Origin of the sequence: Pseudomonas sp. Irchel 3E13, from assembly GCF_900187455.1 — a bacterium.
In the GTDB taxonomy this organism is placed as follows: Bacteria; Pseudomonadota; Gammaproteobacteria; order Pseudomonadales; family Pseudomonadaceae; genus Aquipseudomonas.
Genome location: NZ_FYDX01000003.1, coordinates 386,909 through 400,821, shown reverse-complemented (window position 1 = coordinate 400,821; position 13,913 = coordinate 386,909). Strand labels below are relative to the sequence as shown.

General features: G+C 65.5%; 7 protein-coding genes. 5 read left to right on the top strand and 2 right to left on the bottom strand.

The window, feature by feature from the left end:
* Positions 1 to 69 precede the first annotated feature (69 nt).
* Positions 70 to 987: a transcriptional regulator MetR gene (gene metR / locus CKW37_RS06585; protein ID WP_095154872.1), complete on the top strand. Its 918-nt coding sequence runs from the start codon at positions 70 to 72 to the stop codon at positions 985 to 987.
* A gap of 14 nt (positions 988 to 1,001) precedes the next feature.
* Here the strand turns inward: metR and CKW37_RS06580 are convergent, their stop codons facing one another.
* Positions 1,002 to 1,400 carry an NUDIX domain-containing protein gene (locus tag CKW37_RS06580; protein WP_095154871.1) on the bottom strand — a complete coding sequence of 133 codons (399 nt, stop codon included), beginning with the start codon at positions 1,398 to 1,400 and terminating at the stop codon, positions 1,002 to 1,004.
* Between the two features lie 105 nt (positions 1,401 to 1,505).
* Between CKW37_RS06580 and CKW37_RS06575 the strand changes: the two genes are divergently transcribed.
* The 3 genes from CKW37_RS06575 to CKW37_RS06565 all read left to right on the top strand — a co-directional run bounded on the left by CKW37_RS06575 (position 1,506) and on the right by CKW37_RS06565 (position 8,755).
* On the top strand, positions 1,506 to 5,798 hold the full coding sequence (locus CKW37_RS06575) for a DEAD/DEAH box helicase (RefSeq protein WP_095154870.1): 4,293 nt from the start codon (positions 1,506 to 1,508) through the stop codon (positions 5,796 to 5,798).
* A gap of 69 nt (positions 5,799 to 5,867) precedes the next feature.
* Complete coding sequence (locus tag CKW37_RS06570) at positions 5,868 to 7,484, top strand: FMN-binding glutamate synthase family protein (RefSeq protein ID WP_095154869.1); 1,617 nt, start codon at positions 5,868 to 5,870, stop codon at positions 7,482 to 7,484.
* A 146-nt stretch (positions 7,485 to 7,630) separates the two neighbouring features.
* Positions 7,631 to 8,755, top strand: a complete 1,125-nt coding sequence (locus tag CKW37_RS06565) for an OpgC family protein (RefSeq protein ID WP_095154868.1) — start codon at positions 7,631 to 7,633, stop codon at positions 8,753 to 8,755.
* A 47-nt stretch (positions 8,756 to 8,802) separates the two neighbouring features.
* Here the strand turns inward: CKW37_RS06565 and CKW37_RS06560 are convergent, their stop codons facing one another.
* Positions 8,803 to 10,221, bottom strand: coding sequence for an amino acid permease (locus CKW37_RS06560; RefSeq protein WP_095154867.1), 1,419 nt, complete (start codon positions 10,219 to 10,221; stop codon positions 8,803 to 8,805).
* Positions 10,222 to 10,662: 441 nt separating this feature from the next.
* On the opposite strand from CKW37_RS06560, the gene CKW37_RS06555 reads away from it, so the two are divergent.
* Positions 10,663 to 13,818, top strand: coding sequence for a transglycosylase domain-containing protein (locus CKW37_RS06555; RefSeq protein ID WP_095154866.1), 3,156 nt, complete (start codon positions 10,663 to 10,665; stop codon positions 13,816 to 13,818).
* Positions 13,819 to 13,913 lie beyond the last annotated feature (95 nt).

Here is a 13,913-nt window from a genome sequence, read left to right as displayed (position 1 = left end):
AGCCTGCTCATCATGAGACAAACTCAACCAATTCGACTTTCACTCAAATATTACTCATGGAGAAGCCGGGTGCTCGAAATCCGCCACCTGAAAACCCTGCACGCCTTGCGCGAGGCCGACAGCCTGGTCGACGCCGCTGACCGCCTGCACCTGACCCAATCGGCGCTCTCGCACCAGTTCAAGGAACTGGAAGAGCGCCTGGGCATGCAATTGTTCGTGCGCAAGACCAAACCGATCCGTTTCACCAGCGCCGGCCTGCGCCTGCTGCAACTGGCCGACGCCACCCTGCCGCTGCTGCGCGGCGCCGAGCGCGACATCGCCCGGCTGGCAGGCGGCACCGCCGGGCGTTTGCACATGGCGATCGAGTGCCACAGTTGCTTCCAGTGGCTGATGCCGACCATCGACCAGTTCCGCGATGCCTGGCCGGAAGTCGAACTGGACCTGGCCTCGGGCTTCGCCTTCGCCCCGCTGCCGGCCCTGGCCCGCGGCGACCTCGACCTGGTGGTGACGTCCGACCCGGTGGACCTGGCCGGGATCACCTACGTTCCGCTGTTCACTTACGAAGCCATGCTGGCGGTAGCCAACCAGCATCCACTGGCGAGCAAACCCTATGTGGTGCCGGAAGACCTGGCCACGGAAACCCTGATCACCTACCCGGTGGAGCGCGACCGCCTGGACATCTTCACCCGCTTCCTCGAGCCGGCCGATGTCGAACCGGGGCAGGTGCGCACGGCGGAACTGACGGTGATGATGATGCAACTGGTGGCCAGCGGCCGCGGCGTCTGCGGCATGCCGCACTGGGCGCTGCACGAATACAGCTCGCGGGGTTATGTGAAGGGCAAGCGCCTGGGCGACAAAGGCCTGTTCGCCACGCTGTACGCCGCGATCCGCACCGACATGCTGGACGCACCGTACATGCGCGACTTCCTGCTGACCGCCAAGGACACCTCGTTCTCCACCCTCGACGGGGTGAGTGTGGTCAGGTAAGGCGCCCCGCCCAGTCAAACGCCTCGGTAGAGCGGCAGGATCAGGTCCCGCGTCAATGGCGCCAACACCAGCCGCTCGGCCGCCTCGGCATCCACCCACAGGGCTTCCTCGATTTCCGCCGCTGGCACCACGGTCTCAGCGGTGTCGACGCGGAACAGCTCGCACACCACTTCGAAGCCCGGCTCATTGGCGGCCGGTGCGCTGAAGTTGCCGAGATAGCCGGCCTGCTCCTGATCGATGCGCAGCCCCAGTTCTTCGAACAACTCCCGCGCCAAGGCCGCCACCGGCGCCTCGCCCGCCTCGATCTTGCCGCCCGGCTGCATGAACGCCTGCGTGCCGCGCTTGCGCACCAGCAGGGTGTGCCCGCGCGGGTCGATCAACAGGGCGGCGGCGATGCGGATGGTCTTGCTCATGGCGACAGCTCACAGCGGAAAAAAGGCCGGCAAGGATCCCACGGTCATGCCGCAACTGACCAGTGGCACCTTGCAAGCATCGGATAGAGGACGCATAAACAGCGAATGAATCTGCCCGCCCACAACCATCCGGTGCTGGACCTCTTCCACCCGGCTGTCCGCCACTGGTTTCGCCGCCATTTCCCCACGGTGACGGCCGCGCAGGCGCAGGCCTGGCCGCTGATCCGCAACGGTGAATCGCTGCTGGTGGCGGCGCCGACCGGTTCCGGCAAGACCCTCACCGCCTTTCTCGCCGTGCTCGACGAGCTGTTCGAACAGGGCCTGGCCAACGACGGCCAGTTGCCGGATGAAACCCGGGTGGTCTACGTCTCGCCACTCAAGGCGCTGTCCAACGATATCCAGATCAATCTGCAGAATCCGCTGGCCGGCATCAGTGCCGAACTGGAGCAGCTCGGTCTGCCGGTTCCCGCCATCCGCACCGCCGTGCGCACCGGCGACACCCCGCAGAAAGAACGCAGCGCCATGCGCCGGCAAGCGCCGCACATCCTGGTGACCACGCCCGAGTCGCTGTATGTGCTGCTCGGCTCGGAGTCCGGGCGCAAGGGGCTGGCGACCGTGCACACGGTGATCGTCGATGAAATCCACGCCATCGCCGGCAACAAACGCGGCAGCCATCTGAGCCTGACCCTGGAGCGTCTTGAATCCCTGTGCGGCAGGCCGTTGCGACGCATCGGCCTGTCCGCAACGCAGCGGCCGGTGGAACGTGTGGCGGACTATCTGGTGGGCACGGGACGCTCCTGCGCGGTGGTCGACATCGGCCATGCGCGCCAGCGCGACCTGGCCATCGAAGTCCCGCCGCAGCCCCTCGGCGCGGTGATGGCCAACGATGTCTGGGAGCGCGTCTACGACCGCCTTGCGGTACTGGCCCGCGAACACCGCACCACCCTGGTGTTCGTCAACACCCGGCGACTGGCCGAGCGCCTCGCCCGGCACCTGAGCGAACGGCTGGGCCGCGAAGCGGTGGCGGCGCACCACGGCAGCCTGGCGAAAGAGGCGCGGCTGGACGCCGAACAGCGCCTCAAGCGCGGCGAGCTGCAAGTGCTGGTGGCCACCGCGTCGCTGGAACTGGGCATCGATATCGGCGAGGTGGAACTGGTCTGCCAGATCGGCTCGCCCGGCTCCATCGCGGCGTTTTTGCAGCGCGTCGGCCGCTCCGGCCACCAGGTCGAAGGCACGCCCAAGGGCCGACTGTTCGCCACCACCCGCGACGATTTGATCGAATGCGTCGCCCTGCTCGACTGCGTGCGCCGCGGCGAGCTGGACGAACTGCATGTACCGAAGGCGCCGCTGGATGTCCTGGCCCAGCAGATCATCGCCGAGGTCAGTTGCCAGCCGTGGCCGGAACACGCGCTGCTGGACTGTTTCCGGCGCGCCCGGCCCTACGCCGAACTCGACGAAGCACATTATCAAGCGCTGCTGCGCATGCTCACCGAGGGCTACAGCGGTCGCCAGGGTGTGCGCGGCGCCTACCTGCACCGCGACGCCGTGAGCGGCGAATTGCGTGGCCGGCGCGGCAGCCAACTGACCGCCCTGACCAGCGGCGGGACCATCCCCGACAACGCCGACTACGCGGTGATGCTGGAGCCGCAGGCGCTGAACATCGGCAGCGTCAACGAAGACTTCGCCGTGGAAAGCATCGCCGGCGATATCTTCCAGCTCGGCAACGCCTCGTACCGCATCCTCCGCGTCGAGCCGGGCAAGGTGCGGGTCGAGGATGCCCAGGGCCTGCCGCCGAACATCCCCTTCTGGCTCGGCGAAGCACCGGGGCGCAGCGATGAACTGTCCCGCGCCGTGGCCCGCCTGCAAGGCGAAATCGACTACTGCCTGCAAGACCACCAGGGCCGCGAACAACCCCTGCTGGACTGGCTCGCCGCAACCCTCGGCCTCGGCGCGGACAGCGCCGCGCAACTGTTCGATTACCTCGGCCGGACCCGCCAGGTCCTCGGCGCCCTGCCGTCCCAGGACACCCTGGTGATGGAGCGGTTTTTCGACGAATCCGGCGGCACCCAACTGATCATTCATTCGCCGTTCGGCAGCCGCATCAACCGCGCCTGGGGCCTGGCCCTGCGCAAGCGCTTCTGCCGCACCTTCAACTTCGAATTGCAGGCGGCGGCCAGCGAAGACGCGATCATTCTTTCGCTGTCGGCGGGCCACAGTTTTCCGCTGGAAGACGTCTGGCGCTTTTTGCCCAGCGCCAGCGCCGAACAGGTGCTGATCCAGGCGGTGCTCGACGCGCCGCTGTTCGGCGTGCGCTGGCGCTGGAACGCCGGGGTCGCCCTGGCCCTGCCGCGCTTTGCCGGCGGCAAGCGAATCGCCCCGCAGATCCAGCGCATGCGCAGCGAAGACCTGACCGCCGCGGTGTTTCCCGATCAACTGGCCTGCCTGGAAAACCTCGCCGGCGAGCGCGAAGTGCCGGAGCACCCGCTGGTGGAACAAACCCTCGATGATTGCCTGCACGAGGCCATGGACGCCGACGGCTGGCTGGCCCTGTTGCGGCGCATCGAAGCGGGCGGCATCCGCCTGATCTGCCGCGACCTGCCCGCGCCGTCGCCGCTGGCGGCGGCGATCCTCAATGCCCGTCCCTACACCTTCCTTGACGACGCCCCGCTGGAAGAGCGGCGCACCCAGGCCGTGCTCAACCGGCGCTGGAGCGAGCCGCAAAGCGCTGATGAACTGGGCGCCCTCGACCGCGATGCCATCGCCGCCGTCGCGCTGGAAGCCTGGCCGGCACCGGGCAACAGCGACGAAATGCATGAAGCGCTGATGAGCCTCGCGGCGATCAACGACGCGGAAGTGGCCACCAATCCCGACTGGGCGCAGTGGCTGGACGCCCTCGCCGAAAGCGGCCGCGCCTGCCACCTGCAACTGGCGGACGGCGCCGGTGTGTGGCTTGCCCGCGAGCGCCTGAATGGGCTGCTGGCGGTGTATCCGCAGGCCGAACTGCAACCCGCCGTGGCGCCGCTGCCAGGCTTCGATGCCGCGATGGATGAAGACAGCGCCGTGCTGGAACTGCTGCGCGCCCGGCTGAGCGGTTTCGGCCCGTTGACCCCGGAACAGATCGCCGCGCCGCTGCACCTGAACCTCGCCGTCATCCAGCAGGCCCTCGCCCGCCTGGAAGGCGAAGGCTATGTCATGCGCGGCCGGTTCCACCCCGATGAACCCCGCGAGCAATGGTGCGAACGGCACCTGCTAGCGCGTATCCACCGCTACACCCTCAAGCGCCTGCGCCGGGAAATCGAGCCGGTCAGCCTGCAGGACTTCATGCGGTTCCTGTTCGACTGGCAGCACCTGTCCAGCGGCAGCCGCCTGCAAGGCAACGCCGCCCTTGGCGAAGTGCTGGAGCAATTCGAAGGCTACGCGGCGGCGGCCGGCGCCTGGGAAAACGACCTGCTGCCCGCACGCCTTGGCGACTACAGCCCGCGCTGGCTGGACGAAGCCTGTCGCGCCGGCAAATTCGTCTGGGCGCGCCTGGCCCCCAGCGGCAAAGCCGCCGCCAGCACCTTGCGCAGCACGCCGCTGGTGCTGCTGCCGCGCAGCTGCCTGGGGATCTGGCAGGGCCTCGGTCAGCCCTTCGACCTCGAAGCGCTGTCGCCGCGGGCACAGAAAGTCCACGGCGCCTTGAGCCAGCACGGTGCGCTGTTCTTCGACGAGTTGCGCGACGACGCCCACCTGTTGCCCACCGAACTGGAAACCGCCCTGCAAGAGTTGGTGGCGGCCGGGCTGGTCAGCGCCGACAGCTTCGCCGGCCTGCGCGCGCTGATCACCCCCGCCAGCAAACGCCAGGCCCACAGCAGCCGGCGCGGACGCGGGCCGCTGTTCGGCGGCATGGACGACGCCGGGCGCTGGTCGCTGCTGCGCCGCAGTGCCGCGTCCGACGACAGCGAAGCGGTCCGCGAACACATCGCCCGGACCTTGCTGCGCCGCTACGGCGTGGTGTTCTGGCGCCTGCTGGAGCGCGAAGCCGACTGGCTGCCGAGCTGGCGCGAGCTGCTGCGCACCTTCCACCGCCTGGAAGCCCGCGGCGAAATCCGTGGCGGCCGCTTCGTCAGCGGCCTGGCCGGCGAACAGTTCGCCCTGCCGGAAGCCATCGCCGTGCTGCGCGGGGTGCGCCGGCGTCCGCTGGACGGCAGCCTGGTGGCGGTCAGCGGCAGCGACCCGCTCAACCTCAGCGGCAGTTTGCTGCCCGGCAGCAAAGTCCCGGCGCTGGCCGGCAACCGGCTGCTGTACCGCGATGGCCTACCGGTCGCGGCGTTGGTGGCCGGGGCGGTGCAGTACTGGCCGGAGGTCGCGGACGAGGATCATGCCGCGCTGCGCGACCGGTTGATTCGCGGCGCCTGACTGGCTTCATTTCCTTATCGGCTATATGGTTAACGGCTTGCCTGACCGTGCCAATACAAAGGAAACCGTATGAGCCTGTCACTTCTGAGCCGCTACGCCTTTTTCGCCGCCTGCGTCCTGTTCACCCTCGCCAGCCTGCCGTTCCTGCACCATGAATGGCTCTGGCCCTTCACCCTCGCCACTGCGATTCTCAGCCTGATCGGCCTGTTCGACCTGCTGCAGAAGCGCCATGCGGTGCGCCGCAACTACCCGATCCTCGGCAATATCCGCTACCTGGTCGAAGGTATTCGTCCGGAGATCCGCCAGTACCTGCTGGAATCCGACAGCGATGCCCTGCCGTTCTCCCGCGCGCAGCGCTCGCTGGTGTACGCGCGGGCCAAGAACGAAGGGGCGGACAAGCCGTTCGGCACGCTGATCGATGTCTATCAGTCCGGCTTCGAGTTTATCGGCCACTCCATGCGCCCGGCGCCGCTGAGCGATCCGTCGGCGTTCCGGGTCATCGTCGGTGGGCCGCAATGCACCCAGCCGTATTCGGCGTCGGTGTTCAATATCTCGGCGATGAGCTTCGGCTCGCTGAGCGCCAATGCCATCCGCGCGCTGAACCTCGGCGCCAAGCTGGGCAACTTCGCCCATGACACCGGCGAAGGCAGCATCAGCCCCTATCACCGCGAACACGGCGGCGACCTGACCTGGGAACTGGGCAGCGGCTATTTCGGCTGCCGCACCGCCGACGGCCGCTTCGACCCCGAGCGCTTCGCCGAACAGGCGCGCAACCCGCAGGTGCGGATGATCGAAATCAAGATGAGCCAGGGCGCCAAACCCGGCCACGGCGGCATCCTGCCCAAGCACAAGGTGACCCACGAAATCGCCGAGACCCGCGGCGTGATGATGGGCGAGGACTGCGTTTCGCCGTCGCGGCACAGCGCCTTTTCGACGCCGATCGAGATGATGCATTTCATCGCTCAACTGCGCGAACTGTCCGGCGGCAAACCGGTGGGCTTCAAGTTCTGCCTGGGCCATCCGTGGGAATTCATGGGCATCGCCAAGGCGATGCTGGAAACCGGCATCCTGCCCGACTTCATCGTCGTCGACGGCAAGGAAGGCGGCACCGGCGCGGCGCCAGTGGAGTTCACCGACCATATCGGCGTGCCGCTGCGCGAAGGCCTGCTGTTCGTCCACAACACCCTGGTCGGGCTGAACCTGCGCGACAAGATCAAGCTCGGCGCCAGCGGCAAGATCGTCAGCGCCTTCGACATCGCCAGCGTGCTGGCCATCGGCGCCGACTGGGCCAACGCCGCGCGTGGCTTCATGTTCGCCATCGGCTGCATCCAGTCGCAAAGCTGCCACACCAACAAGTGCCCTACCGGCGTCGCCACCCAGGACGGTCTGCGCCAGCGCGCCCTGGTGGTGCCGGACAAGGCCCAGCGGGTGTTCAACTTCCACCGCAACACCCTCAAGGCCCTGGCCGAAATGCTCGCCGCCGCCGGCCTCGACCACCCGGCGCAACTGGAGGCCAAACATCTGGTGCGGCGCAAGTCCGCCACCGAGATCAAGCTGTTCTCGCAACTGCATGTATTCCTCAAGCCGGGCGAGTTGCTCAGCGGCGAGGTCAGCGGCGAGTTCTACCAGCACATGTGGGCGATGGCCCGGGCGGACAGTTTCGAGCCGAACGCCGAGGCCGCCTGAGAGACATTCGGTAACACGCCGTCGTTGCAATATCCGGCAAAACTCCCCACCCTCCGCGCCACTGATCGGCAAAGGTCAGCGGCGCGGAACCGCAGATCGCCTGCGCTGATCCTCTACTGAAACACCCTTCTTCAAGAGCCTTCATCATGATTAACGGGCGCGATCACCGGATCGACTTTTTTCGAGGGCTGGCGCTGGTCTTCATCTTCTGGGACCACATCCCCGGCAACCCGCTGGCCAACCTCACCGTGCGCAATTTTGGCTTCAGTGATGCAGCGGAAATCTTCGTCTTCCTCGCCGGCTACGCCGCGGTGCTGGCCTACGGCAAGGTGGCGCTGCGCGACGGCTGGGTCGTCGCGTGCGTGCGCATCCTGCGCCGCGCCTGGGTCCTGTATGTGGTGCACATCTTCCTGTTGGTGTTGTTGATGGGCATTGTCTTCGTCGCCAACAACCACGTCGAAACCCGCGACATGATCGAGGAAATGGGCCTCTATTATTTCCTCGGCAATCCGCAGCAGGCGCTGGTGGACGAGTTGCTGCTGCGCTTCAAACCCAACCTGATGGACCCGTTGCCGCTGTACATCCTGCTGTTGCTCGGGCTGCCGCTGGTGCTGCCGTTGATGCTGCGCCGGGCGGAATACGTGGTGGGCTTTTCGGTGGCGCTGTACCTGATGGCGCCGATGTTCCAGTGGAACCTGGCGGCGCAGGAAGGCGGGGTGTGGTTCTTCAATCCGCTGGCCTGGCAACTGCTGTTCATTCTTGGCGGCGCGGTGGCGATTCATTCCCAGCGCGAGCATACGCCGGAGCTGCGGCCGGTTTGGCGGCAGCCGTTGTTCATGGTCGCGGCGGGCTACTTGCTGTTGTGTGCGCTGATCGCCTTGTCGTGGCGCTGGCCCGACGTGCACGACGCGTTCATGCCGAAGGTGCTGGCCGAGTGGCTGTACCCGATCAGCAAGACCAACCTGTCACCGGCGCGGCTGCTGCACTTCCTGGCCCTCGCCTACTGCACCGCACGTTTGCTGCCCGCAGGCGCATGGCTGGAAAACTGGCTGGCGCGGCAAAGCTGCCGGATGGGTCGGTATTCGCTGGAAGTGTTCTGCTTCGGCGTGCTGCTGGCGCCGCTGGCGGACATGGCCAACGCGCTGGGCGGTGAACACTGGTCGATGCAGGTGTTCAGTGCACTGGTGGGGGTGGGATTGATGATGCTGCTGGCGGTGTGGCTGGACTGGAACAAACGGCTGACGCGGGTGGTGCCGGCCCCCGCAGCCTGATCCGTGCAGGAGCGCCGGGACCAGCGCGCTCCTGCAGGTTTTCGATGTTATGAGGTCGGGCGTACCAGCCCGCCTTCTTCACCCTTCGGCGCCAGCTTGAACCCGTAATACAGGGCCGTCAGCAACACCAGGAACGCCGGGCCGATATACAGCGCCACGCGGGTGTCTTCGAAGTACGCCATCAAGCCCACCACCAGCACCAGGAACGCCAGCGCCAGATAGGAGCTGAGCGGCCACAGCCACATGCGGTATTGCAGGCGGTCACGCTCGGCGTCGCTCAGGCCGGCGCGGAATTTCAGTTGCGCCAGCAGGATCATCGCCCAGGTCCAGATCGCGCCGAAGGTGGCAATCGAGGTCACCCAGACGAAGACTTTTTCCGGCACCAGATAGTTGGCCAGCACACCCAGCAGCAAGGCGGCGATGGACAGCAGCAGCGCATTGCGCGGCACGCCGTTGCGCGAGGTGCGGGCGAAGGCGGCCGGGGCCTGGCCGTTCTGCGCGAGGCTGTAGAGCATGCGCCCGGTGCTGAAGATGCCGCCGTTGCAGGACGACAGCGCAGCGGTGATCACCACGAAGTTGATGATGCCGGCGGCGGTCTTGATGCCCAGGCGCTCGAACGTCATCACGAACGGGCTGCCCTGGCTGCCGATTTCGTTCCACGGGTAGATCGACAGGATCACGAACAGCGCGCCGACGTAGAACAGCAGGATGCGCCAGAACACCGAGCCGATGGCCTGGGGGATGGTCTTCTGCGGGTTGCGCGCTTCACCGGCGGTGAGGCCGATCATTTCCACGCCGAGGTAGGCGAACATCACCATTTGCAGCGACATCAGCACGCCGGTCACGCCGTTGGGCATGAAGCCGCCGTTGCTCCACAGGTTGCCAATGCCCAGCGCGACACCGTCGTTGCCGAAGCCAAAAGCGATGACGCCGATGCCGCCGATGACCATGGCGATGATGGTGACGATCTTGATCAGGGCGAACCAGAATTCGAACTCGCCGAAGGCCTTGACCGCGATCAGGTTGATCGCGCCCATGCTGCCCAGCGCCGCCAGGGCCCAGATCCAGCGCGGTACATCGGGGAACCAGATGCCCATGTAGATGGCCACCGCGGTGATTTCCGCGACGCAGGTCACCAGCCAGAGGAACCAGTAGTTCCAGCCGGTCAGAAAGCCCGCCAGCGGGCCGAGATAATCTTGTGCGTAACGGCTAAAGGACCCGGCCACCGGGTTGTGCACGGCCATTTCGCCGAGCGCCCGCATGATCACCAGGATCGCCAGGCCGCCAATGATGTAGGACAGCATGATCGCCGGGCCGGCCATTTCAATGGCCTTGGCCGAACCGAGGAACAGGCCGACGCCGATGCAGGCGCCAAGGGCCATGAGGCGAATGTGGCGTTCGCCGAGTTCCCGTTTGAGTGGACCGCCCTGGACGGTCTCGGCAGGAGAAGGGTTGCCGACTGGCATGGAGATACAACCTCATTTTGTTATTGGATATGAGCAATCACGCAGGCAGGCGCATCGCCGGTAGGCAGGACGCGGTGCCTCGCCGGGCTCGACCTTGTGGGTGAGCCCGTCCGCGGGCAGTCAAGGTGCCCGCAGAGCGAAAGGGCCAGCAGTATAGGGAGGCGAATGCAGGTGTTTTCACTGTAAACAGCGGCATATTTGGCGGGAAGTCTCGGCCAGAACGGCTTTTGTGGAGTGGCTTTCACCACAAAGCGCGGATCGCTCATTGATTGCGGGAAGTTTGGCACCAAAATAGGGCGGCCAATATGACGCGCAAAACCTATGATTTCTGACTCGTTTTTAGGAATTAACTGACAGCTCTCAACAATTTTTTCACCGCCTCCGGTCAGCGTCTAAGCTTCAGGCAAGCAAGACGAAAAAGACAAAACCGGGCTTAAGACTATGGGCGCACAGTGGCACTCGGATCACGGAAATACCCTAGCCCCCGCAGAAAACACGGAAGAAACGCCATCGCCTCGCCGCTCCCGCCTACGCTATTTGTGGTGGTTGATCGCCCTGATCGTGCTGATCACGCTGGCGTTGCTGGGCTATGCCGCCACCAAGGAAATGCAGAGTTCGCGCCTGCAATCCCGCGAGTTCAGCAAGTTCGCCGCGACCCTGAGCTATTCGATGCACAAGGGCCCCACCGACGCCATGGTCTACCCCGGCGAAGGGCCGTTCGATAAGCGTCTGGGCTACAGCGCTCTCGGTGAATTCATTCCTCGCCTGCTGAAGCGGGACTACGTGGTGGTGGAGCAGACTCGCTTTTCTCCAGCACTGATGAACTACGTTGATCGCGGCTTTTTCGTACCCTACACCGAGAAAATTCAGGCCGGCCTGAGCATCACCGACTGCAAGGGCGATGTGCTCTATCAGTACCAGTACCCGCAACACCTTTATCCGGACTTCGCCTCTATTCCGCCGGTGATGGTGCACAGCTTGCTGTTCATCGAGAACCGCGACCTGCTCGATCCCAACGACCCCAACGGCAACCCGGCGGTGGACTGGCCGCGCTTCGCCAAAGCGGCCTACACCCAGATCGCCAAGTACCTCGCCCTGCCCGGCCAGTCGGCGGGCGGCAGCACCCTGGCCACCCAACTGGAGAAATACCGCCACTCGCCGGACGGCCTGACGGCGTCTGGCGGCGAGAAGATCCGCCAGATGATTTCCGCCAGCGTGCGCGCCTACCAGGACGGCCCGCAAACCCTCGAAGCGCGCCAGCGTATCGTCCGCGACTACCTCAACAGCGTGCCGCTCTCGGCGGTGCCCGGCCACGGTGAAGTGCACGGCATGGCCGAGGGCTTGCGCGTCTGGTACGGCGCCGATTTCGCCGAGGTCAACCGCCTGCTGGCTTCCACCGCAACCGATCCGGAAACCCTCGCCGCCCGTGGTCTGGCCCTGCGCCAGGTACTTTCGTTGATGATCGCCCAGCGCCGTCCTTCGCACTTCCTGGCCAAGGGCCGCAATGAACTGGCGGTGCTGACCGACAGCCATGTCCGCCTGCTGGCGGCGAACAACATCATCGACCAGCCGCTGGCCGACGCCGCCCTGGCGAGCAAGGCGATCTACCGCGACTGGGTCGCGCAGCCGACCATCGTGCCGATCGTCACCAACAAGGGCATCAGCGTCGCCCGCAGTCGTCTTTCGAGCATGCTCGCGCGGCCGCTGTACGACCTCGACCGCCTGGATCTGTCGGCCACCAGCACCCTGCAATCCGGCCTGCAGACCCAGGTCAGTGATTACCTGAAAAACCTCGCCGACCCGGCGTTCGCCGAAAAAATGGGCCTGTTCGGCGAGCGCTTGCTGACCCCCACCAGCACCACCCAGGTGCGCTACAGCTTCACCCTGATGGAGCGCACCGCCGACGGTTCGCGGGTACGGGTACAGACCGACAGCACCGACCAGCCCTTCGACATCAACGAAGGCAGCAAGCTGGAGCTGGGCTCCACCGCCAAGCTGCGGGTGCTGACCAGTTATCTGGAAATCATCTCCGAGCTGCATGACCGCTACGGCGGCCTGTCTGTGCCGGAACTGAAGAAAGTCGAAGTGACCGATGTCGACTTCATCACCCGCTGGGCCATCGACTACCTGATCCAGAACAAGGACCGCAACATCACCGCGATGCTCGATGCCGCGCTGGAGCGCAAGTATTCGGCCAGCCCCGGCGAGGCGTTCTTCACCGGTGGCGGCCTGCATGTGTTCAACAACTTCCGCAAGGAAGACAACGGTCGTATTCCGACGCTGAAAGACGCCCTGCGCGAGTCGATCAACCTGCCCTTCATCCGTCTGATGCGCGATCTGGTGCGCTACAGCACTTACCAGGCGCCGGGCAACAGTTCTGCGCTGCTGAAGGACGATGCCGAGCCGCGGCGTCAGGAATACCTGGCGCGCTTCGCTGACCGCGAAGGCACCGATTTCCTTCGCCGGTTCTGGAAAAAATACCAGCGCAAAACCTCGCAGGAACGCCTCGACACCTTCCTCGACGGCCTGCGGGCGACCCCGATTCGCCTGGCCGCCGTGCACCGCTACCTGTTCCCCGAAGCGGACCAGAGCACCTTCAACGCCTTCGTCCGTGCCCACATGAAAAAAGAAGGCCTGGTCAGCAAGCCGCTGGCCGGCAAGAAAGATCCGCTGAGCGATGGCCGCCTCGAAGACCTGTACCTCGCCTACGGCCCCGGCAAGTACGACCTGCCTGACCAGGGCTTTATCGCCAAGTCCCACCCGCTGGACCTGTGGCTGGTCGGCTACCTGCTCAAGCACCCGGGCGCCAGCTTCCAGGAGGCGGTGCTGGCCAGCCATTTCGAACGCCAGGAAGTCTACGGCTGGCTGTTCAAGAGCAAACACAAGGGCGCCCGCGACAGCCGCATCCGCACCCTGGTGGAAGTCGAGGCATTCCTCGATATCCATGCGCGCTGGAAACGCGTCGGTTACCCGTTCGATCACCTGGTGCCATCGCTGGCGACCGCCATCGGCAGCTCCGGCGACCGCCCGGCAGCGCTCGCCGAACTGGTCGGGATCATCCAGAACGATGGCGTGCGCCTGCCGGTGCTGCGGATCGACACGCTACATTTCGCCGCGGGCACCCCCTACGAAACCAGCCTGGCCGGTGACCCCGACCGCGGCGAACGGGTGCTTTCGGTGGAAGTCGCGCAGGCCCTGCGCGGGGCGATGTCGCAAGTGGTCGATGCCGGTACGGCGCGGCGTGTGTCCGGGGCGTTCAAGCTCGATGACGGCACCGTGCTGACCATGGGCGGCAAGACCGGCACCGGCGACAACCGCATCGAAAGCTTCGGCGCCGGTGGCCGGCTGATCGGCTCGCGTTCGCTGAACCGCACGGCGACCTTCGTGTTCTACCTGGGCGAGAACCACTTCGGCACCCTCACCGCCTTCGTGCCGGGCCGGGCGGCCGAAGCGTTCAAATTCACTTCGGCGCTGCCGGTGCAAGTGCTCAAGGGCATGGCGCCGATTCTTCTGCCGTACCTGAAACCGGGCGGCAACACCCTCTGCGCGCCGCCACTGATGGCTGAGCCAGGGTCGAGTGTTACCCAGGCAAATTAAGTTCTCCGTCGTCCTTTTAAGCCGCATGAGGCCTGACCAAACCAATCTCCCGCTTGCAATAAGATATATCTTGAGTAATATCTTGAGACATATCG

Bases quoted from the DNA above. Each gene is read 5' to 3' on its own strand.
- CKW37_RS06580 (WP_095154871.1), bottom strand. From the start codon at position 1,400: ATGAGCAAGACCATCCGCATCGCCGCCGCCCTGTTGATCGACCCGCGC.
- CKW37_RS06575 (WP_095154870.1), top strand. From the start codon at position 1,506: ATGAATCTGCCCGCCCACAACCATCCGGTGCTGGACCTCTTCCACCCG.
- CKW37_RS06570 (WP_095154869.1), top strand. From the start codon at position 5,868: ATGAGCCTGTCACTTCTGAGCCGCTACGCCTTTTTCGCCGCCTGCGTC.
- CKW37_RS06565 (WP_095154868.1), top strand. From the start codon at position 7,631: ATGATTAACGGGCGCGATCACCGGATCGACTTTTTTCGAGGGCTGGCG.
- CKW37_RS06560 (WP_095154867.1), bottom strand. From the start codon at position 10,221: ATGCCAGTCGGCAACCCTTCTCCTGCCGAGACCGTCCAGGGCGGTCCA.
- CKW37_RS06555 (WP_095154866.1), top strand. From the start codon at position 10,663: ATGGGCGCACAGTGGCACTCGGATCACGGAAATACCCTAGCCCCCGCA.